Genomic DNA, 21,835 nt, shown 5'->3' with positions numbered 1-21,835 from the left:
TTATTTTTTATATAAGCATTTTATATTCAGTTATTTATAATTTATACAAATATTTAATTTTACTGATGTTGTAGTTAAATTACTACAGCATATGTGCGCAATATTTAGTAAGGAAAAGGCATGGAAATTCCAGGAGCAGATCCAACCATGAATTGCCAAACTGTTTTTACTTTCCGATACAAAACTTTCCGAAAATAGTTCCGAGTATATCCCGGTCGATATCTATTTTGCCGGTGATGGAACCCAGATGAAGTAGCGCATCTTTGAGGTGAAAAGAAAGCAGGTCACCGCTCAGATTGATCTCCAGGCCATGGCGTACTTCCTGCAAGGCTTCCTGTGCTTTAACCAGAGCTTCTTTATGGCGGGTATTGGTAATGATCACCGATGATTCTGAATGACTTCCTTTGATCAGCTGAACCAATTGCGTTTTTAACACAGCTAAATGATAACCCGTTTTGGCCGAAATGTCCAGAGAAATATAGCCTTCCTCTATGCTTAGCTGAGAATCAGCAGCCACTTCAGGCTCATCCACTTTATTACGGAGATTAAAGACGGTCTTTCCTTTCAGGCTCTCTGCCAGTTCGGTTAAAAGTTCGGTATCATTGCCTTCATATAAATGCAGGATCAGTTGGGCCTGAGCGATTTTTTCTTTGGCTTTGTGTACCCCAATGGCCTCCACCACATCTTCTGTCTCCCGCAAACCGGCGGTATCAATAAAGCGGAAATTAATCCCTTCGATATTCAATACCTCCTCGATCGTATCACGGGTGGTACCAGCAATATTACTTACAATGGCACGTTCCTCTTTCAGCAGGGCATTCAACAGGCTGGATTTACCGGCATTAGGTTTACCGATAATGGCTACCGGAACCCCATTCTTAATGGCATTACCATATTCAAAGGTCTGGATCAGTTGTAAGGTATGTTGGTCGATCTCTTCTATTAATTGTTTAAAGGCCGTACGATCGGCAAATTCCACATCTTCCTCCGCGAAATCTAACTCCAGCTCAATCAGCGCCGTAAAATTAATCAGCTTTTCGCGCAAACCCTGTAGCTCGGAACTAATGCCGCCCCGCATTTGGGTTAGCGCGATCTGGTGGGAAGCTTTGTTTTCAGCTGCGATCAGATCGGCCACCGCTTCGGCCTGTGCGAGGTCTAATTTTCCATTTAAATAGGCTCTCTGGGTATATTCTCCCGGAGCGGCCAAACGCGCGCCCTGAGCCACGCATAATTCGATGATCTGATGCAATACGTATAAGGAACCATGTCCGCTGATCTCCACGGTATCTTCGCCGGTATAGCTTTTGCCGCCGAGAAAGAGCGTCACGACTACTTCATCTACCAAAACGCCGGTTTCGGGCTGTATGATGGCTCCGAAATGTACCGTATGGCTTGCTTGCTTGTACAGGTCTTTACCTTTAAACAAACGGGCGGTAATGGAGAGTGCCTGGCTGCCCGACAAGCGGATGACGCCAATGGCGCCGGTGGCGGGAGCGGTCGCTAAAGCAACGATAGTATCCTGATGCATCATGTGGTAAAATTAAAGTTCAAATTGCAAACCGGCAACTACATATCGTTGTGGCATCGGTCTCTGGGCAATCACTACATAGCGTGCATTCCAGATATTCTGTACCTGTACAGAAGCATTGCAGCGTACTTTGGCCAAAGGAAAGCTATATAAGGCTTGCACATTACCCGTTTGATAGGGTAGGGTAAATTGTGATTCATCGGTCGTCACAAAGCGATAACCGGTATAGGTATGGTTATAATTAAGATAGAGTTCCTTCCAGTGCAGCCCGATGTTCACCTGGCCGTTATAACGGGGGGTATAGGGTATTTGCTTGCCGATACTATTGTCATTGGGTATATAGCTTTGTTCGGTAGTGGATAGGATATAAGCCGTCTTCAGCCCTAATTGTAACTGTACGGGTGCACTGATTTGAATGCGTAATGTATTATTGCTTTCCAGCCCGCGGTTATGTACCTGTGCGATATTATGCGGTGTCCAGATCGCGCCACCCAGCCAGTAGATCCAGTCTTTGATATGCCGGTTGAAATAATTAAGCTGATGATCGACCTGCACTTTCTGATGAGGAGAAGACCAGGAGAGGGTATAGGAGACTTCACGGTTCCAACCTTGTTCCGGTTTGAGCTCCTGATTGCCCCCCGGGAAATTATATAATTCATTTAAAGTGGGCAGCCTGTAGGTCCTTTGTATGGTTCCATTGAGGCCGATTTGCCAGGAAGTATTTTTTACAATATCATAGTGGATACCCGTACCCGAAAGCAGGGGTAAGGCTTTACCCTGGTTCCATTCCTGCCGTATATTGGCCTGCAGGCTGAGCTTCTGATGGCCATGCGTGTAGCGATAGGTTCCGGTCAGGGCGGGCCTGTTTTGGAAATAGGTTTCGCCCGATAGTAAACGAATGGCTACATACTGAAAGGGTAAAGTGACCAATACCGTATGTTGTGCCGCAGTTTGCCGCAGCTGAAAGGTGTTTTTCCAACCCAGCTCCTGATAGTACTGATTGACTGTATTCTGTGTGTTGATCTGGTAAAAGGTATCCGTATACTTCAGGTATTCTTTATTCAAAGAAAATTTTGCGTAAAAGGTATGCAGACGATGTTGCTTTTCCCAGTGCAATAAGCTGCGGAAAGCCGCATCGGTTTGCTCCTTGCTGGATTGACTTTCAAACAGCGCTTTGGGTATTTCCCGGTAATAACGCTGATACCAGAGGTCGAGGCTAATGTGCTGGGTAGGATCAATCTTATAGGTTGTTGCTAAAATGCTTCCGAAGGCTTTAAGATCTGCATGGCTTGTCGCCTCTGTTTCCTGATTATTATTTACAAAGCGGAAATTATTTTTGGCGGCTAAGCCGAAGGCATTCCATTTGATAATCCATTTTTTCGATTGCCACAGTGCTTGTACATTGCCCTCCTTACGGCCATAGCTGCCCATACCAAGGCCTAATTTAAGGCTGTTTTGCTTTGGGTAGTCCTGTTGGTTATCAAGCAGTAATGCGCCTCCGATATTACCACTGCCCAAAAGTGCCGCATTGCTGCCATATTGTAAGGTGATCTTATCAAACAAACCGGTTTGCAGCATAGAAACATCCGATACGCCTAAAGCCGGATTCAGAATGGGAACACCTTTCCAGAGTACGGCAGACTGTGCCGAAGAAGCCCCCCGAAAGGAGAGCGTCGCCATACTGTTAATGCCATAGGACTTTACAAATACGGTAGTCTGCTGGCTCAGTAAAGTCGCTAAAGAGAATTGTTGGTATTGCCTTAGGGTCAGGCTACTGATGGTATCTCTGGTCTGGCCGGTTTGCATACCGGCCTTCAGGTCATTATTGAATTGCTTTTTCTGTTCGGTAACCTGTACGTTTTTCAGGGTGTCATAAAATACTTGACCCACCGCTTTGGATGCGATGGGCAGTAGACAAATAAGGATAAATATGGTTTTGCGAAGAAAATGCAATGTTTAAACTGTTTTCCCGTTAGCAGTCACTTCATCGGTTGGCTTGGTTTTGCCAAAGATCATTTTGGCCAGTACCGGTATCGTGGTTACCGCAACCATGCCTAAAACGATATATTCTAAATTGCGCTCTACCCATGGATTTCTACCCAAGAAATAACCTACAGTTACCAGTACACCTACCCAAATTACCGCACCGATTACATTGTACAACATGAATTTCTTATAATTCATACCGACAACACCGGCTACGATAGGAGCAAAGGTTCTGACTACCGGGAGGAAACGGGCCATAATAATGGCGCCGCCACCTTTTCTTTCATAAAAATCTTTGGCCTGAACAATATGTTTTTTCTTAAAATACCAAGTGTCTTTTCGTTCAAATAAGTATTTACCCGATTTCTTTCCGAACCAATAGCCAACCATATTACCCAATACTGCTGCCAGAATAATCATCACTTCCCAGAAAATCATATTATGCAAATGATCGTCAAAAGGAATTAAGGCTTCTGGTTTCGCAATGATCGTTCCGGTGATAAACAATAAAAAATCGCCGGGAAGGATAAAGCCGAGTAATAAACCTGTTTCTGCAAATACAATAGCCAATACGATATAGTAGCCGCCGTGGTTAATGATCCAGTTGGGGTCAGTAAGGTTGTGAAAGAAATTAAGGATAACGTCCATTTGATTCCGAGGGGGGTTAATATGGACGCAAAAGTAACGAAATATACGGTAGTATTTGCTTAAGGAAAACTTAAAACACAGAAAAGTGTAAATTAAAAACGCAGGGGATTACGTTTACGCAACAAGATATAGTTTCTGATATTCATAAAGAAGGCCAGAATCATATAAATAATAATCGGGGAACCGAGGGTGAGAAAAGAGATATAGATAAACCATAACCTGATTTTGCCCGAAGCAATACCCATTTTTTCGCCTATTTTACTGCACACGCCAAAAGCCTGATACTCTACAAAGTTCTTTAGTCGTAATAAACGGTTTTCCATAGCGATACAGTTATACAATCTTGTTTTAAACAAAAAATCTTTCCTAAAGTTAATACTTATTTAGGAAAGATTTCATCAAATTAAGCTTTTGCTTTTTTTGCATTTCTTGTTTTCTTAGGACGGCTTACTCCAAATGTACCACTTGAAATTTTACCTCTTTTAGAACGGTTGTCACCTCTACCCATGGTAAATAAATTTAAAACGTTTGTATTTAATGAATTGCTGCAAATGTATAAAAAAAAGCGGAACTTTTGAGTTCTGCTTTTTTAAAAATATAATATGAGGTAAAATTATTTTTTCTTACCACCGATTTTTGTTGAGAATTCTTTACCCGCTTTGAATTTTGGTACTTTGCGCGCTTTGATTTTGATAACGGCACCAGTTTGAGGGTTGCGGCCGTTACGAGCAGAACGTTCAGATACAGAAAATGTACCGAAACCCACTAAAGTAACTTTGTCACCACCTTTCAATGCTCCGATAACGCTGCTTGTAAAAGAATCTAAAGCTTCGTTAGCTTGTACTTTTGTGATACCAGCGTCTTTTGAAATTTTGTCGATTAATTCTGCTTTGTTCATAATCTTTTATTGTTTTTTAAATGATGAAATATTGTTTTTTGTGTATAGCAAAAATAGGCTATATTTCTACATAACCAAATTTATTTTATATTTTTTTAATAATTAAAACCCTTGCTAGCATTGATTATTGCGAATATAGGTTCTTTTTTGATATATAATATGGCCGTCTTTCTTAATGAGAATAAAGCTATATATTTGCATCAATGAAATCGTTTGATGTCCCTATTCATTATAGAAGTCCTATAATTACCGCAATCAAGTCCTATCGGAAAGGCCTGGATAAATTAAAAAAAGATTTTGCACCGAGTATCATCAGGTTACCTAATCTGGAAATTGTACTGGCGAGGCATTTCGGCTTTTGTTATGGGGTGGAGAATGCGATTGAGATCGCTTTTAAGGCGATTCATGATAATGTAGGGAAACGTATTTTTTTATTGAGTGAGATGATTCATAATCCGCAGGTAAATGCAGACCTGATTGCAGAGGGCCTGCAGTTTATTATGGATACCAAGGGAAACCAACTGATCTCCTGGGATGAATTACATCGTGAAGACATTGTGATTGTACCCGCTTTCGGCACGACTTTAGAAATCGAAGCAATCCTCAAAGAGAAGGGTATTGAGCCTGCTTTATACAATACCACTTGTCCCTTTGTAGAAAAGGTCTGGAACCGTTCCGAAAAGATTGGCAATGATGGGTATACGATTGTGGTACACGGTAAACCTAATCATGAAGAGACCAGAGCAACTTTCTCTCACAGTAAAGCCAACACGCCAACTATAGTTGTAAAAGACATGGCACAGACGGAGCGCCTGGCACAATATATTGTGGGTACAGAAGATGCTGAAAAATTTTATGAAGAATTTAAAGGGCAATATTCCGCAGGTTTTGACGTAACCAAAGACCTGCATCGGATCGGTGTGGTGAATCAGACCACCATGCTGGCCAGCGACACGCAGGGAATTGCCGAATACCTGAAGCAAACGATCAAAACGTATTACAATTTAGATGAGGAGGGCCTTAAGCTGCAATTTGCAGATACCCGCGATACCCTTTGTTATGCAACAAATGATAATCAGAATGCAGTAACAGAGATGTTACAATACGAAGCAGACATTGCTTTGGTGATCGGTGGCTATAATTCCAGTAATACCTCTCACCTGGTTGATCTTTGTGAAGAAGTGCTGCCTACTTATTTTATAAATAATGAGACCTGCCTCATCGATGCCGCAACCATCAAACACTTTGTGTTGTCGGACAAGCAGGAACATATCACAAAAGATTATACTTTTGGTAAATCGCCCCTCCGCGTAATGATCACTTCAGGAGCCAGTTGTCCGGATGCTTTGGTGGAAAATGTGATTCGGAGATTATCAGAACTGTTCGATGATCCGGAACGCTTGGAAGAAGCGATGAAACAATATCAATAGGCATATACAGCATAAAAAATACGCGTGACCTTCACGCGTATTTTTTATGCTTACAGCTGCACTTTCTTGATCACGGCTACTGTAAGCCTGCCCACACAAATCAATTTATTGTTTTCATCGGTCAGCTTAATATCCCAAACCTGTGTGCTGGCGCCTATATGCAGCGGACGTGCGGTAGCAGTTACCAGCCCTTCTCTTTTGCCTTTTATATGGTTGCAGTTGAGTTCAATGCCTACACAGTCCTGCTTTTCTTTATTAATACACAACCATCCTGCCACACTCCCGACTGTTTCGGCCAGCGCCGCAGAGGCACCACCATGCAATAAACCCATGGGCTGGTGTGTTGTAGGGTTTACGGGCATGCTTGCCGAAAGATAATCTTCCCCCACATCGGTAAATTTCATATTCAAATGTGCCGACAGCGTACCTGTAGTCATTTCGTTCAGTTGCGCCAGGGATGGGATGCCATTATACCAGATCATGTTTATTTTAGTTTAGATTTTTTATTTTTGCAAAAGAAAATGTTTTTATTGAATACTTTTCCTGAAATTGCAAGAGATTTGAGAAGACACTAAATTAATCTTCAAGGATTTACAAAAATAGACCATTTAATATTAATCATGAAAACGATACTCGTAGCCGGCGCAGGTAAATCCTCAACATACCTCATTGACTATTTGCTCAAAAATGCCCGACAAGAATGGAAGGTTGTCGTAATGGACGCCTCCGCCGAAGCCATTGCGGAGAAGCTGAATAACCATCCGAAAGGTATCGCTGCAGTAATAGATGTTACCAATAATGCGCAAAGAGAAGCACTGGTGCAAAATGCGGATATCGTATTGTCTATATTGCCGCCCAGCCTGCATTACCTATTGGCGCAGGATTGTTTGAAGTACAAGAAAAACCTGATCACTTCCTCCTATGTTTCGCCGGAAATAAAAGCGATGGATGCGGCTGTTAAAGAAGCCGGTTTATTGTTTATGTGTGAGATGGGCCTTGACCCCGGTATAGACCATATGTCGGCCATGCAGATCATTCACAGTATTCAGAAAATAGCTGGAGAAATCAAAAGTTTTAAAAGCTTTTGCGGAGGCTTAGTGGCACCCGAAAGCGACGATAATCCTTGGCATTACAAGATTAGCTGGAATCCGCGGAATATTGTAATGGCGGGTAAAGCCGGAGCAGAATGGCTGGAAAATGGGAAAATACAAAAACTGGAGTATGCCGATTTGTATGCCAACAATAAAAAAGTGAAAGTGGAAGGCGTGGGTAGTTTGAGTTATTATCCCAACAGAGATTCTTTGAAATACCTTGATTTGTATGATATTAATGACATCGGCACTTTTGTGAGAGCCACTTTACGTCATCCGGCGTTTTCCAAAGCCTGGAATTATATCGTTAAAATGGATCTTACGAATGAGGAAGACAGCTTTGATACGAGTGGTAAGACCTATGCCGACTGGATTGCGTTTAAAACCGGTGTCGCCAACGATGAGCATTTGAGAATGACCGTAGCAGAGAAATATGTGATCGAGGACAAAGTGCTGAAGGCTTTAGAATGGCTCGATCTTTTTGATGCGAAAAAATTAATCAGACGCCAGGGCACCTATAGTGCGGCAGATATTTTACAGGATATCCTGGAAGAAAAATGGAAACTGGGTGTGATGGATAAGGATATGGTGGTGATGCAACATCAGGTTGCCTATGAGCGTAAAGGCGTTCCGGTACACCTGACCTCCAATCTGGTGGTGAAAGGGGAAAACCGTTTGTTTAGTGCGATGGCAAAAACCGTAGGCTTGCCTATGGCGATCTTGGCCAAGCGTATGATTCAGGACGGCTTACCTTCCAGAAACCTTACCGGTGTGCATATTCCGGTAATGCCCGAAGTGTATGTTCCGGTACTGAAAGAATTGAAAAAATGTGGTGTTGAATTTATGGATATTGTGGGTTAATCCCTGCTCGTCTTTATTTTATAAAAGTAAAACCCTGTACGCAATCCGTACAGGGTTTTACTTTTATAGATAAGCTGCTTATCAGATTTGTTTTAAATGAGCAATCATGGCAACCGGATCCGGTGCACTGAACACCGTATTGCCCGCCACCAATACATCTGCACCCGCATCAATAATGGTTTTCGCATTTTCGAGGGTTACCCCACCATCAATTTCGATCAGCGCATTGCTGTTACTTTCGGTAATCAACTGGCGCAATTGTTGTATTTTCTTTAAAGTCTGCGGAATAAATTTTTGTCCGCCAAAACCCGGATTTACACTCATTAAACAGACCAGATCCAGGTCTTCAATAATGTCATTCAGGAGATGGATAGGCGTATGCGGATTCACGGCTACACCGGCTTTCATCCCTTCTGCTTTAATCATTTGTATGATACGGTGCAAGTGTGTGCTCGCTTCGATATGTACCGTAAGGTTATGTGCGCCAGCCTGAGCAAAAGCACCTACATATTTTTCCGGTTCTACAATCATCAGGTGTACATCAAGGGTCTTCTGTGCCGCTTTGCTGATTGCATCAATCACGGGCAATCCGAAACTGATATTGGGTACAAATCTGCCATCCATGACATCCAGATGAAACCAATCAGCTTGCGACTGATTGATCATATCGATATCTTTTGATAAATTCAGGAAGTTGGCTGATAAGATAGAAGGTGCTATTAAAGCCATTGTATAGTAGAATTTTATAATTGGTTAATAGCCTGCAAAGGTACAGCTTATTCGTGGGATTTAAGCTGTTTTTCCTCCGGAGTATGCACTGGTTTTGCTTGGTTTAAATTGTGGATAAGATGTAGATATAGCATTAACTTATGTGCATAATTATAGAAATATGTTAAAAACCCTTTTTCCGATGGGGAAAAGCCGATATTTAGGTGGATAACCAAACTTCGTAAGGCTAAAAAATTAATTTCAAATGAAATCTCTTTCCTAGCAATTTTGAACTTAACTTCGCTATCCCCAAAAAGGAGGGGGATTTTTCTCCTTTTCTACCTATAAGTATTAGAAAATATTGGCGCTATGGATGTGAATGTAAAAAAGAATTTGACCCCCGGACGAAAAACTAAAGCCACGGATTTATCCGCAAGTATTTATGGTAAAGTACCTCCGCAGGCCAGAGAGATTGAAGAGGCCGTATTAGGTGCTATTTTGCTGGAGAAGGATAAACTCTCTGATGTGATGGAGATCCTCCCCAAGCCGGAGTGTTTCTATGTAAATGCCCATCAGGTAATTTATAGTGCCATACAGCGTTTACAAGATAAAAAATCAGAAATTGACCTGTTAACGGTCATGGAAGAATTGCGCAGAACGGATGAGCTGGAATTGATCGGCGGCGCGTATCAGTTAACCAAAATTACTCAGTCTGTAGTAACCAGTTCGCATGTTATCTCACATGCCCGTGTGGTTATGCAGAAATATATCCAAAGGGAATTAATCCGTATCGGAGGAGAGATTGTTTCGGACTCTTTTGAAGATAAAACGGATGTGTTTGAATTGATGGATAAGGCAGAACAAGACCTTTTCGATATCGGGAACAGTTATTTGAAAAAAGACTCTGAGTCGATCAAAGATATTCTCGTACGTACCCTGGATGAAATTGAAGAAGCACGTAAAAATAAAGACGATCTTACCGGTGTACCTACCGGTTTCCCTTCTCTAGATGAGATTACCGGAGGTTGGCAGAAAACGGATCTGATTATTCTGGCGGCACGTCCCTCAGTGGGTAAAACGGCTTTTGCCCTAAACCTGGCGGTTAATGCAGCGTTGAATGCCAAGCCTATGGGTGTTGCCGTATTCTCTTTGGAGATGGGTAATACACAGCTCGTAAAACGTTTGTTGAGTATGGTAACCGAGGTGAAGCTGGAAAGCATCAGCCGTGGTAAGATGGAAGATTACGAAATGGTGCAGCTGACCGAAAGGATGGATAAACTGGTTAAAGCGCCTTTGTTTCTGGATGATCAGGCAGGTTTGAACATTTTTGAATTAAGGGCAAAGTGTAGAAGGCTGAAAGTAAAACATGATATTCAATTGGTCATCATCGATTATTTGCAATTGATGCATGGCACGAATGATAGTAAGAATGGTAACCGTGAGCAAGAGATCAGTAAGATCTCGCGAGAGCTGAAAGGGCTGGCTAAGGAGCTCAATATCCCCATTATTGCCTTGTCTCAGTTGAGCCGTGCCGTAGAGACCCGTTCCAGTGAGAAGGGCAAAATACCACAGTTGAGCGATTTGAGAGAATCGGGTGCGATTGAGCAGGATGCGGATATGGTAATGTTTATTTACCGTCCTGAATATCATGGGGTGAATAGTGATGAGAATGGTGAAACTGTAAAAGGGGAAACGCATATCAATATCGCCAAACACCGTAATGGCCGCTTGGATAGTGTGAAGCTCAAAGCAGAACTTGAATACCAGAGATTTGTTGAATTACCGAGTGAAAATGACTGGGGTGGTGGTGGCCATCAATCCTTTAGTGGCCTTGCGAATACTGATGATTTCGGGAACAGCGGGGTGTACACCCAAGGCGGGCCGGATAACAGTTCGTTTAAAACGCTACAGTCCAAAGCGAATAACTTTGTTGACTTTGATGATGAAGATAATATGGGCGGTAATTTTAAAGGCTTTAAGCCGCCACCGGATGACGGTGATGTTCCGTTCTAAAATAGTATGTAGTAAAATCCCCTTAACCGTGTACCATCCTGGTATATCTGTTAAGGGGATTTTTTTTGTCTTATGACCGCTGTGGGCAGTCTGTAGTATGTGTACTGTGTTTTATCGCTTGGGACAAGATTTACATCGTTTTCCTCTTTTGTATTTTTTACAGCACTTTTTATGCTCACATTGTTGTACACAACGCAAAAAGGAATTGGACAGCTGTTCATGATCACGGGCACTTAAAAACAATTCTCTACAGGGCGCTACAAGTCTTTCTTGCATGAAAAATAATTAGGAACAATAAAAAATAAGACTGTAAAGATAAATAAAAAAGGTGTTTCATTACGAAACACCTTTTTTATTTATATATAAAATTTTGTAAATTTTATTTTTTAGCAGGACCACCCGGGCGACGGTTAGCACCACCACCGGCAGGAGCACCAGGACGACGGTTACCCGCAGTTGGTTTTTTGCCTTCTTTAGCTGCTTCTTCTTCGTCTAAGTCTAAACCACGTAAACGTTCTGCAACTTCTACTTCTTGCTCTTCAGCATCTGCTTCTTTATTTTGAGCTCTTTCTTCAAGACCTTCCATAATAGCGGCAGTTAAGTAGTTTGTGATAATAGCGATAGATTTTGTAGCATCATCGTTAGAAGGTACTGCGAAATCTACTTTTGTAGGATCACTGTTAGTATCTACCATAGCGAAAGTAGCGATACCTAGACGTTTTGCTTCAGACAAAGCGATATGCTCGTGGCTGATATCTACGATGAATAAAGCAGCTGGAGCACGACCCATTTGAGCGATACCACCTAATACTTTTTCCATTTTGTCTTTGCTACGGGTTAAAGTCAAACGCTCTTTCTTAGTAACGCTGTCCAAAGTACCGTCATTCAACATTTTCTCGATAGACTGCATTTTCTTAACGCTCTTACGGATTGTTTGGAAGTTGGTCAACATACCACCTAACCATCTTTCTGTAACGAAAGGCATATTTACTTTTTCTGCTGCTTCGGCTACGATTTCTTTTGCTTGCTTTTTAGTAGCAACAAACATGATCTTTTTACCGCTTTTAGCAATTTGTTTTAAAGCTGCAGCAGACTCTTCCAAACCTTCGATTGTTCTGTTCAAATCGATGATATGGATACCATTTTTTTCATTGAAGATGTATGGCAACATTTTTGGGTTCCATTTTTTTCTTTGGTGACCAAAGTGAACGCCCGCTTCAAGTAACTGCTGATGTAATGATTTATTTTCTTCCATTGTTGGAATATATTAAATATTGTTTTGAAAAAATTTTTACTAGGCACACTCCAAAAAAGAAGTGTAAAATACGATATTAACGTTTTGAGAACTGGAAGCTACGACGCGCTTTACGCTTACCGAATTTCTTACGCTCAACAGCACGAGGATCGCGGTGTAATAAACCTTCTTTTTTCAATGAAGGACGATACTCTGCATTTACTTCACACAAAGCACGGGCAATAGCCAATTTAATCGCTTCTGCTTGTCCTTTAGGGCCACCGCCTTTAACGTTTACAACAACGTCAAATTTATCAGCACCTTCAATTGTTTTGAATGGTAATTCTACTTGGTTTTGTAAGTAGATTAATGGGAAGTAGTTTTTGTATTCTTTGTCGTTTACTTTTATATCACCAGAACCCTTGCTTAAATAAACACGAGCTACGGCTTCCTTACGACGACCAATTGCATTTGTTTGCTTTTCCATTTATTATTTGTAATATTTTGCCTCCCGGGGAGAAATGATATTAATATTTGAATTCTTTAGGTTGTTGTGCTGCATGAGGATGCTCTGCACCATCGTAAACGAATAATTTCTTAATCATTTGACGACCTAAACTGTTTTTAGGTAACATACCTTTTACACCGCGCTCGATAACAGCGTTAGGACGACGTGCTAATAAGTTTTTAGCACTTTCGTGTTTTTGACCATTTGGATAACCAGAATAAGTTTGGTAATCTTTTTGATCTAATTTGTTACCGGTCATGGTAATTTTAGAAGAATTCGTAACAATTACATAATCACCACAATCGAAGTGGGGTGTAAAGTACGCTTTGTTTTTACCGCGCAATACTGCAGCGATTTTAGAGCAAAAGCGGCCTAATGTTTGATTTGTTGCATCTGCAACGAACCAATCACGTTTTACGATTTTCTCGTTGGCAGACTGTGTTCTGTAGCTCAATTGATTTAGAGACATTTTTTTCCTGTTTTTCTTTTAATGATTAATACTTAAGTAAACAATGCATGATTACATTGCATACAAAGGGAGCGCAAAGGTAGGTATCCCGCATTATTTTTCCAACAGTTTTATTAATTATTTTTACGCTATCTCCATAACTTATTGATAATCAATATTAAAAATGAAATCATTTTTGAATTAGTTGGAAAGATAACATCTTTTTTGAGGTTTTAAAGTGTTTTTTTGTCTTTCGGATTGGTTAGAGCAGCGCTGTACCCGGCAGCGTAGCATAAATTGAGTACTTTGATATGAATCAATATCCTTTGCAAGGGTATCGAAAATGGGTAGCAATTTTTGAAATTTCCATTCTCTGGTAAACCCATTTAAGACTATAAAAGATTTGAAACGATTTTAATTAACTATTTTTCGGGTATTATACCATTTCTATTTCTACAAAAAAGGTGACGATAAGTCTGGTTTATTTTTGTAATATCTATGAACAAATGGAAATTGATATATAGGAAAAGTTGGCTATGTTTGCTGCTTGGAAAATCAAACTATCAACGATCAAGTATGTCTTTAGTGATTTCGTTCTCTTTTTTGGTACTTACAAGAACAGAATAATAATAAGTTGGTAGTTTGAAATAAGATTAACTTTTTTGAACAAATTATAAAAAATCAATTTAAGAAATGCATTCAACATCTAAATTTTTACAATTAGTTTTATCAGCATTTTTAATAACCAGTTCATTGAATGCACAAGATAAACTGAAGACATTTGGCTCCATTGGTTCTGAAGGTATTGGACTAGGGCTTAAGTATAAGAATGCTACTTTATATACAAGATATTATTATGAATATTGGGAAGTACCCTTTACACCAGATCAAGTCCATGGATATAAGCATACTCCTACAGTTGGTGTTGTATACAATATTTTGAATGAAAAAAGTATAAATTTATATACAGGCCTGGAGTATAAATTAAAGTTTTGGCGACAAAAGTATTTTTTCCCCGGTACTATTAATAGTACAAATTTCTTTGTTTCTGTGCCATTAGGTGTAGAAGTTACCCCGTTCAAAAAATTACAAAATCTTAGTTTTTTGCTTGAAACAGGATTGGAATTTGAGCATGATTTATGGTCTTATAAAGCCTATTCCTGGAATTTAAACGTATGGAGAGGTGTAGTAGAAATTAGATATCAATTCGGGAAAAGAGTAAAAATTAAATAAGAAGCGCTTATCATTTGGGAAAAGGGCTATGATTTTTTAAGTTTGATCTATTATAAATGAAGGTTTGCCTTTGAGTAGTTCTTTTTTGTAAAATGTAGATGCCTGAAAGCCTTTGTTTAAAACAAGTAGCGCAAAAGCAAAATTGTGCGCATCTATTTGGTTGATATAGCCGCCACGATAATAGGAATTATAGCCGATCGCATCTGTAATCATATTTACAAAATGCCTGCACAATTTATGCAGGCATTTTGTAAATAATTTGATATTAGTGCGATCAGGAAACAGTGACCAATTCTTTTGCATTGTTTAATGCCGCCTCAGAAGGTTGTTCGCCGCCAATCATTTGTGCAATCAGTTGTATGCGCTCATCCATATCCAATGCTTTTATACGGGTATTGATTTTACCTTGCTCCATGGCTTTGTATACATAGAAGTGTTTGTGTCCTTTGCCGGCTACCTGTGGTTGGTGCGTGATGCACAATACCTGGTGATAAGCACCCAGTGAGCGAAGCAGAATACCTACTTGTTTGGCCGCCTCACCTGAAATGCCGGTATCCACCTCATCAAAGATCAGGGTAGGGAGTTGCAGGGCTTTTGCCGTGAGGGTTTTAATACTGAGCATAATCCGGCTCAGTTCCCCGCCCGATGCAGCTTTCTGTACTGTCGCAAATTTGCCGCTTTTGTTGGCATCCAAAAGGTATTGAATACTGTCTTTACCAAAAGCATTGAACTGTGTCGCCGGCTGCAATTCTATCTTGAAGGCAGCATTGGGCATGCCAATCAATTGCAATAATTCATTGATGTCTTTTGCAAAAACCGGTGCTTTGGCGATACGTTGTTTGAACAAGGATTGCGCTTGCTTTTCGAGTCCGGCTTCTGATTGACTTATGGCTGCTTTTAACTGCTCTAAAGTTGTATCGGCCTGTTGTTGTGCAGAGAGGATACCGGCCAGTTGTTGGTGTACTGCACGTAAGGCTTCCGTATCGCTCAGGGCATGTTTTTTTAATAAACGATTCCCAAGGTCCAGGCGTTCCTGCATTTCCTGCAATTGGCCTGCATCAAGGTCTACAGCCTCCTGGAGGTGCGACAATTCATTGGCCAAATCTTTCAGCTCCTCATAGGCACTATTCAGTCTTGTTGCAATATCGTGAGCATCTGGATATACCGGAATAATGTGTTGTAACTGTTGTACGATCCTTTTGATTTCGGCTGTTAAGGGTTGTTCCCCTTCTGCCAATACCATATAACCTTCGCTTAAGGTGTTTTTGATAAGCTCTGCATTGCTTAATTGCTTCAGCTGTGTTTCCAGGCTCTCAATCTCCTGTTCCTTAAAATCTGCCGCTTCCAACTCATCAAAAAGAAATTGGTTATAGTCCGCTTCTTTCTGCCAGGCCGCCTGGTCCTGTAGTAGTTGCTGATATTGTTTTTGTAATAATTTATAGTCCTCAAAAGCGTTCTGGTACTGCGTAGCTAAAGTTTGTGTTTCAGCTACGGCATCGAGCGCGGCATACATAAAGCCGCTATCGTCCAGCGAACGGTTGTCAAACTGCCGGTGCAGGTCTACAAGGGTAGACGTGAGTTCATTAAGGATGGTCAGCGTTACGGGAGTGTCGTTTACAAAAGCACGCGATTTACCCGAAGTACTGATTTCCCTCCTGATGATGGTTATCGGCTCTATATCTAATTCCTGCTCCTGTAGTAATTGCGTGAATGCTGCATTGCCAGCGGTGTCAAAATGCGCCTCTACAATACATTTTTCGGCTACATTAATCAATACAGAAGTATCGGCACGCTCTCCTAAAATTAAAGAGATCGCTCCCAGAATGATGGACTTACCGGCACCTGTCTCTCCGGTAATGACATTCAGGTGTTCATCGAACGTTATTGTTAGTTCGTCTATAATCGCATAATTCCTGATCAGTAATTTCTGTAACACCTTCTTGTTGCTGAATTATTTTTTAGGTAATAGTATTTCTGCCATCATACATCTTGCGCTACCACCGCCATTTTGCTCTATGGTATATAAGGGAGTTTGTAAGATGGGGTTAAAACGGGTTAAGGTTTCTATTTGCATAGGGTTCAGCGAGGCATAGGCCTGGGCAGACATGACGAGGAATTTCTCTCCGGCTGTATTCTCTACCTGTAGCATATTGCCCGCAAAATGATTCATTTGATCATAGCTGATTTCGATGATCGTTTTGCCACTGTTTTCCAGGGTTTCTTTAACCATACTCCGCTGTGCTTCCGGGATACATTCCAGGCATATAACGGCATAATGGTCACCCACACACATCATTACATTGGTATGATAGATGTCTTGTCCCTGCTCATCTTTTGCTTCGAAAATGACCGGTTGATAACCCATTTCCTCACAAAATTCTTTAAACAGATTCTCGTCGGTACGTGGCGAAATATTAGCATAAGCAATCTTCTGCTTACGGTCTAAGATAATGCTCCCGGTACCTTCCAGGAAAATGTCCTGCGATTCATTCTTGGTCAGGTCTATGGTATTGTCGATACTGAATTGGTTGCGAATGGCGTCCATTACGGATTCCTTCCGCTCCAGTCTTCTGTTTTCGGCAAACATGGGGTAGAGTACAATCGTACTGTTTTTATGAAAACTGATCCAGTTATTGGGGAAGATACTGTCGGGCGTATGTGGCGCTACAGTATCTTCTACCACGATAACGTCTATGTGCTGATCGCGTAATAGGGTGACGAAATCGTCAAATTCTTTTAAGGCTTTTTCTTGTACGTCGTTTTGATTACCGGCCACCTGAAACGCATTGTTTACAGCCGTTTCGGCATTAAATCCGAAACGGGAAGGGCGTACCATCAATAAGGCATAACTACTCATAATGTGTCCCGTTTATTTTTTAATCGTTATCTCTTAATATAGGCATACTCATACAGTGGAAACCACCCCTTGCTCGGGAGAGCTCGGCAGAAGGCATGAGGATGATGGTATCTTTAATATCCTTCACTTGTATTTTATCGGTTTCCAATGCCTGGATAAGGTCCTCAACCTTTACCGATTTAAACCCGGCCGCTTCAAATGCTTCAACTGTTTTATCATTCCGGTCATAGCCTAGAACTACACCTTCTTTAATAGCCAACAGGTTACAGCTGTCCGTCCATTGCTCACGCACATCATAAGGGAACTCATCATTACCTGATAAAATGATCTTTACATCTTTCTCTTTACAACCCAGGTCTTTGGTACTGATGTCGATCAGCAGCTCCTCCAGACTTTCAAAATAGCTCGGATTGTCTATATTTTTACTATTGAACTGGATGATCTTTAATTTATCATCTTTTGACTTTTGTACAATACCCAGGTTCCTTTGCACACTATCTCCATCCAGGTGTTTTACCGATTTGTCGGAGAAAATACCCAGCATCACCCAGATGTTTTTCTTCACCTGTGTAAATACTGTATCGATGTGCATATAATCGCGCTTACGCGGAATTTTTACAACCGTAATTTTCTTCACTACTTTTTTATCAAACAATACTTTAATGGTTTGATAAGCGGCATCCCAGCTGGTACGCTCACTCACCCCAACCAATAAATGATCTTTGCTCACCACCATAACATCACCACCTTCCAGGGTCACTTTATGTTCTTCCGCTTCCTTGGGCAATAAGAAATGATGCTGCAAATCGGGCAGTTCTATGATATTGTCTTTATAATGGGCAAAATAAGGGTGGTTAAAGAAAATGTATTTCGATAACAAAGCCTCTCTTGTACGGGCTTTTTTCGCCGGTTTATTTAATAAGATAAACTCATTTACCGTAATGCCGATATCTCTTGTAAAGATAAAATTCGGGATGGGCGGGAAAATCATTTCGTTTTCATTATGCGTACCGCTAATGAATATTTTAGCCAATTGATCCGGTTTGTAACCCATTAATTTTTGTTGGGTTTCATAGCTACAGTTTTCAATAGCACATACTGATGCGATCAGTTTGATGCGGATGTTTTCCTGTGCCAGGATCTGGCTGAGCAACAACTGTAATTCTATAACTTTATCCGAAGCATGAAAGTCTTTATGTTCCGGTTTGTAAAAATTGCGTTTACTTCTGGGATCATCGATTTTATTCAATTTTCCCTTTATTTTTTCGGGGTCAAGGAAGTAGAGGAGTAGTTTGGTATAGTAATCGTATTCTTTTCTGCGAATGGTATCCAAATGCACAATGTCTTCAAATAACCAGTCTTGTGCTTTTGAAGGTACCACTTTGCCTAAGCCGCTATCGGGGCTGTGTACCAAAAGGCGTTTTAAGGTTCCTGTTTCTGAAGATACATTGATTTCTTTTTGTTTAATTTTCGACATAAAATTTTTAGATTGCTGAATTCCTGCAAATTAATCAATTTTTACGAATGCCCATGGCTATCTTGTATATATTCCCTTGTCATAAGTGGAAATTCTGCCGATGATATTGATTTTTAATCCTAAATTTGGAATTAATTTCAAAGGGTTCGAATGGCTATTTTTTCTACATCTAAAAAGCCCTTACTTTCTGCTGATGAAGCGCAGGAGGTTGTGGGCGCCATACAATATGCCGAGGGTATTACTTCGGGAGAATTGCGGGTATATATAGAGTCACATTGTACATATGTAAATGCGGCGGATCGGGCATGGGAAGTTTTTGAACAACTGAAGATGCACCTGACACAGCAGCGCAATGCCGTATTGATTTATATGGCACTCAAAGATCGCCAGATTGCAATCGTGGGCGATGAAGGCATTCATCATAAGGTAGGAAAGGAGCAGTACTGGAAAAAGGAACTGCGGATATTACAGGATTTTTGTAAGGAAGATAAAATTGTAGAAGGGCTTGTGACCGTCATTAAAGACATCGGAACAGACTTGGGAACGCATTTTCCGCATTCCGAGAAAGAAGATAAAAACGAAATTCCGGACGATATCGTCTTTGGCCACTAAAAGAAAAAATGAATGTTATTAAGAATTAAATTCCTGCAGTATATAAAGCTGTGCTGTGTCCTCCTGTTGAGTTTGGGCACATTTCAGGCACTAGCGCAATCAGATAAAGATTTTCCTGCAAAACCCAATCCTCCTAAACTGGTCAACGATTATGCGGGGATACTGAATGCTTCAGAGGTCAGTGCTTTAGAGGCCCGTTTAGATAGCTTTGATCGAGCAACTTCTACCCAGATTTCTATCGTAATTGTGCGGAGTACCGGGCAATATGATATTTCACAGTATGCTGTTGAACTGGGCAACCGGTGGGGGATAGGCCGTAAAGGAAAGGACAACGGAGCTTTGATTTTGGCTGCCATCAGTGACCGTAAGATAAATATCTCTACAGGTTACGGACTTGAAGGGGTGCTTCCCGATGGTCTGGCCGGACGCATCATCCGTAATGAAATAACCCCCTTCTTTAAATCAGGTAATTATTATCAGGGATTTGTGAATGGGGCTGATGCCATTATAAAGGTTTCTAAAGGAGAGTATAAAGCAGATCCCGAAGATAATGTAGAGAAAGGCGTACCCAAGGGTGCCATTGCAATTATAGTGCTCATTATTGTCTTTGTTATCTTCTTTGCTTCCCGCGGTGGCGGGGGTGGTGGTGGCGGAAGGTATATCAGCCGCAGAGGCTCCGATATATTTCTGGGTTCTATTTTAGGAGAAATGATGAGTGGACGGGGTTCTTCTGGCGGTAGCTGGGGTGGTGGAAGTAGCGGTGGCGGCGGATTTGGTGGATTTGGCGGTGGTAGTTTTGGTGGTGGCGGTGCCAGTGGAAGTTGGTAAGAATAACAGTTTGAACTCTTACTTTTCGTATTTTTATTTTGTATAATTGGTATATTTGCCGTTAAATAACATTATTTTAACTCATGAACTCTAATCTAAAGACGATTCTGTTAACAGTGCTGACCCTATCTTGTTTTACGATCGCGTTGGTAGAATTATCCGGTGTAAGCAAAACTGCTTTATTGAATAAGCTGAATATGCAGGGAAATAAAGCGAATGCGGCACACAACCTGGAATCCACGGGTAACTTAAAAGAATTAAAAACACCAGCACAAAGCGACCGGCCGAAAACAACGGTCAGATTTGATAAAGACACGTTTAATTTTGGAACAATTAAAGATGGTGATGTGGTAGAACATACGTATAAATTTAAAAATACAGGTGCTAATCCGCTGATTATTGATGATGTGATTGCAACTTGTGGTTGTACCATTCCTTCTTATACAAAAACACCTGTACCTCCGGGACAAAACGGAGAAATCAAAATCTCTTTTAATTCTAAAGGGAAAGCGGGCAATGTAGATAAAGCCATTACGGTGATCTCTAATGCCGAGCAGGATCGTATTCCCCTGAAGTTTAAAGCCCTTGTACAATAATATTATCATTTCGTTTTGAAGAAATACTTATCCCTGGTAAAGTTTAGTCACACGATCTTTGCTTTACCTTTTGCCCTTATTGGGTTTGCGCTGGCTGTTTTTTATAAACAGGATTATGCTTTTGACTGGAAAATTTTGTTATTAATGCTGGTGTGCATGGTTACGGCACGTAATGCTGCCATGGCATTTAACCGTTTTCTGGATCGTAAATTTGATGCTAAAAATCCAAGAACGGCTTCCCGCGAGGTGCCTGCCGGTCTGATTTCTGCTAATAATGCTTTAGTCTTCACGATTGTGAATGCCTTGTTGTTCATGACAGCAACGTACTTCATTAATCCTTTGTGTTTTTACTTATCGCCTGTCGCTTTATTTGTTGTGCTGTTTTACAGCTACACCAAGCGCTTTACCGCTTTGTGCCACTTGGTATTGGGTGTGGGCCTGGCTTTGGCACCTATCGGTGCTTATTTGACTATTACCGGGACTTTTGATATGGTGCCCCTGTTCTTTTCTTTTATTGTCCTGACCTGGGTATCAGGATTTGATATTATTTATGCCTTGCAGGACGAAGAGTTTGATAAGGATCATCATTTGAATTCTATACCGGCAGCTTTAGGAAAGAAAAACGCTTTGATGGTATCCAATGTATTACATGTTATTTCTGCTTCGCTGATTATAGCAGTAGGCTTTTATGCCGGTTTTCACTGGGTTTACTGGATTGGCGCAGCCATTGTACTTTCCTTATTGGTGTACCAGCATACCTTGGTAAAGCCTCATGACCTGAGTAAAGTAAATCTGGCCTTCGGCACGACCAATGGCATCATCAGTTTAGTATTTGCGGTATTTACGATAACAGATCTGCTACTGGCTTAGATGGCTTCT

General features: G+C 41.0%; 22 protein-coding genes. 8 read left to right on the top strand and 14 right to left on the bottom strand.

The window, feature by feature from the left end; all coding sequences use genetic code 11:
• Positions 1–166 precede the first annotated feature (166 nt).
• The 6 genes from mnmE to DBR32_RS10195 form a co-directional block, all read right to left on the bottom strand.
• Entirely contained in the window at positions 167–1,531 is a 1,365-nt protein-coding gene (gene mnmE / locus DBR32_RS10220) for a tRNA uridine-5-carboxymethylaminomethyl(34) synthesis GTPase MnmE (RefSeq protein WP_124636212.1), read from the bottom strand.
• 9 nt (positions 1,532–1,540) lie between these two features.
• Positions 1,541–3,418: a TonB-dependent receptor plug domain-containing protein gene (locus tag DBR32_RS10215; protein ID WP_124636211.1), complete on the bottom strand. Its 1,878-nt coding sequence runs from the start codon at positions 3,416–3,418 to the stop codon at positions 1,541–1,543.
• Between the two features lie 66 nt (positions 3,419–3,484).
• A complete protein-coding gene (locus DBR32_RS10210) occupies positions 3,485–4,162 on the bottom strand; it encodes a DedA family protein (RefSeq protein ID WP_124636210.1) in 678 nt (225 codons plus the stop codon).
• A 92-nt stretch (positions 4,163–4,254) separates the two neighbouring features.
• On the bottom strand, positions 4,255–4,485 hold the full coding sequence (locus DBR32_RS10205; RefSeq protein ID WP_124636209.1) for a PspC domain-containing protein: 231 nt from the start codon (positions 4,483–4,485) through the stop codon (positions 4,255–4,257).
• Between the two features lie 80 nt (positions 4,486–4,565).
• A complete protein-coding gene (locus DBR32_RS10200) occupies positions 4,566–4,670 on the bottom strand; it encodes a 30S ribosomal protein THX (RefSeq protein ID WP_124636208.1) in 105 nt (34 codons plus the stop codon).
• A 105-nt stretch (positions 4,671–4,775) separates the two neighbouring features.
• Positions 4,776–5,060 (bottom strand): HU family DNA-binding protein, encoded by a 285-nt coding sequence (locus tag DBR32_RS10195; protein ID WP_124636207.1) that lies wholly within the window; start codon positions 5,058–5,060, stop codon positions 4,776–4,778.
• 203 nt (positions 5,061–5,263) lie between these two features.
• Between DBR32_RS10195 and DBR32_RS10190 the strand changes: the two genes are divergently transcribed.
• Positions 5,264–6,490, top strand: coding sequence for a 4-hydroxy-3-methylbut-2-enyl diphosphate reductase (locus DBR32_RS10190; protein ID WP_124636206.1), 1,227 nt, complete (start codon positions 5,264–5,266; stop codon positions 6,488–6,490).
• 50 nt (positions 6,491–6,540) lie between these two features.
• On the opposite strand, the gene DBR32_RS10185 is transcribed toward DBR32_RS10190, so the two are convergent.
• Positions 6,541–6,972, bottom strand: a complete 432-nt coding sequence (locus tag DBR32_RS10185) for a hotdog fold thioesterase (RefSeq protein ID WP_124636205.1) — start codon at positions 6,970–6,972, stop codon at positions 6,541–6,543.
• A gap of 138 nt (positions 6,973–7,110) precedes the next feature.
• Between DBR32_RS10185 and DBR32_RS10180 the strand changes: the two genes are divergently transcribed.
• Complete coding sequence (locus DBR32_RS10180) at positions 7,111–8,442, top strand: saccharopine dehydrogenase C-terminal domain-containing protein (protein ID WP_124636204.1); 1,332 nt, start codon at positions 7,111–7,113, stop codon at positions 8,440–8,442.
• Positions 8,443–8,523: 81 nt separating this feature from the next.
• Here DBR32_RS10180 and rpe read toward each other — a convergent pair whose 3' ends face one another.
• Entirely contained in the window at positions 8,524–9,171 is a 648-nt protein-coding gene (gene rpe, locus DBR32_RS10175; protein WP_124636203.1) for a ribulose-phosphate 3-epimerase, read from the bottom strand.
• 348 nt (positions 9,172–9,519) lie between these two features.
• On the opposite strand from rpe, the gene dnaB reads away from it, so the two are divergent.
• A complete protein-coding gene (gene dnaB / locus DBR32_RS10170) occupies positions 9,520–11,163 on the top strand; it encodes a replicative DNA helicase (protein WP_124636202.1) in 1,644 nt (547 codons plus the stop codon).
• Positions 11,164–11,542: 379 nt separating this feature from the next.
• On the opposite strand, the gene rpsB is transcribed toward dnaB, so the two are convergent.
• The 3 genes from rpsB to rplM all read right to left on the bottom strand — a co-directional run bounded on the left by rpsB (position 11,543) and on the right by rplM (position 13,374).
• Positions 11,543–12,334 carry a 30S ribosomal protein S2 gene (gene rpsB / locus DBR32_RS10165; protein WP_233559711.1) on the bottom strand — a complete coding sequence of 264 codons (792 nt, stop codon included), beginning with the start codon at positions 12,332–12,334 and terminating at the stop codon, positions 11,543–11,545.
• A gap of 160 nt (positions 12,335–12,494) precedes the next feature.
• Positions 12,495–12,884 carry a 30S ribosomal protein S9 gene (gene rpsI / locus DBR32_RS10160; protein ID WP_124636200.1) on the bottom strand — a complete coding sequence of 130 codons (390 nt, stop codon included), beginning with the start codon at positions 12,882–12,884 and terminating at the stop codon, positions 12,495–12,497.
• A 40-nt stretch (positions 12,885–12,924) separates the two neighbouring features.
• Positions 12,925–13,374, bottom strand: a complete 450-nt coding sequence (rplM, locus tag DBR32_RS10155; RefSeq protein ID WP_124636199.1) for a 50S ribosomal protein L13 — start codon at positions 13,372–13,374, stop codon at positions 12,925–12,927.
• 672 nt (positions 13,375–14,046) lie between these two features.
• On the opposite strand from rplM, the gene DBR32_RS10150 reads away from it, so the two are divergent.
• Entirely contained in the window at positions 14,047–14,586 is a 540-nt protein-coding gene (locus DBR32_RS10150) for a hypothetical protein (protein ID WP_124636198.1), read from the top strand.
• Between the two features lie 274 nt (positions 14,587–14,860).
• Here DBR32_RS10150 and recN read toward each other — a convergent pair whose 3' ends face one another.
• The 3 genes from recN to DBR32_RS10135 are packed head-to-tail and all read right to left on the bottom strand — an operon-like array spanning position 14,861 to position 18,920.
• Positions 14,861–16,522 carry a DNA repair protein RecN gene (recN, locus tag DBR32_RS10145; protein WP_124636197.1) on the bottom strand — a complete coding sequence of 554 codons (1,662 nt, stop codon included), beginning with the start codon at positions 16,520–16,522 and terminating at the stop codon, positions 14,861–14,863.
• 15 nt (positions 16,523–16,537) lie between these two features.
• Positions 16,538–17,443 carry a citrulline utilization hydrolase CtlX gene (gene ctlX, locus DBR32_RS10140; RefSeq protein ID WP_233559710.1) on the bottom strand — a complete coding sequence of 302 codons (906 nt, stop codon included), beginning with the start codon at positions 17,441–17,443 and terminating at the stop codon, positions 16,538–16,540.
• Positions 17,444–17,462: 19 nt separating this feature from the next.
• A complete protein-coding gene (locus DBR32_RS10135) occupies positions 17,463–18,920 on the bottom strand; it encodes an arginine deiminase family protein (RefSeq protein WP_124636195.1) in 1,458 nt (485 codons plus the stop codon).
• 150 nt (positions 18,921–19,070) lie between these two features.
• Here DBR32_RS10135 and DBR32_RS10130 point away from each other — a divergent pair, with 150 nt between their 5' ends.
• From DBR32_RS10130 to DBR32_RS10115, 4 genes are all read left to right on the top strand, one after another.
• A complete protein-coding gene (locus tag DBR32_RS10130) occupies positions 19,071–19,532 on the top strand; it encodes a TPM domain-containing protein (RefSeq protein ID WP_124636194.1) in 462 nt (153 codons plus the stop codon).
• Between the two features lie 12 nt (positions 19,533–19,544).
• Complete coding sequence (locus DBR32_RS10125; RefSeq protein WP_124636193.1) at positions 19,545–20,360, top strand: YgcG family protein; 816 nt, start codon at positions 19,545–19,547, stop codon at positions 20,358–20,360.
• A gap of 83 nt (positions 20,361–20,443) precedes the next feature.
• Positions 20,444–20,956, top strand: coding sequence for a DUF1573 domain-containing protein (locus tag DBR32_RS10120; RefSeq protein ID WP_124636192.1), 513 nt, complete (start codon positions 20,444–20,446; stop codon positions 20,954–20,956).
• 15 nt (positions 20,957–20,971) lie between these two features.
• Positions 20,972–21,826 (top strand): UbiA-like polyprenyltransferase, encoded by an 855-nt coding sequence (locus DBR32_RS10115; protein WP_124636191.1) that lies wholly within the window; start codon positions 20,972–20,974, stop codon positions 21,824–21,826.
• Positions 21,827–21,835: the final 9 nt, after the last annotated feature.

Source organism: Taibaiella sp. KBW10 (assembly GCF_003852495.1).
Lineage (GTDB): Bacteria > Bacteroidota > Bacteroidia > Chitinophagales > Chitinophagaceae > Edaphocola.
Note: the sequence above shows the minus strand (reverse complement) of the source record. Positions and strands in the feature narration are given on the sequence as shown.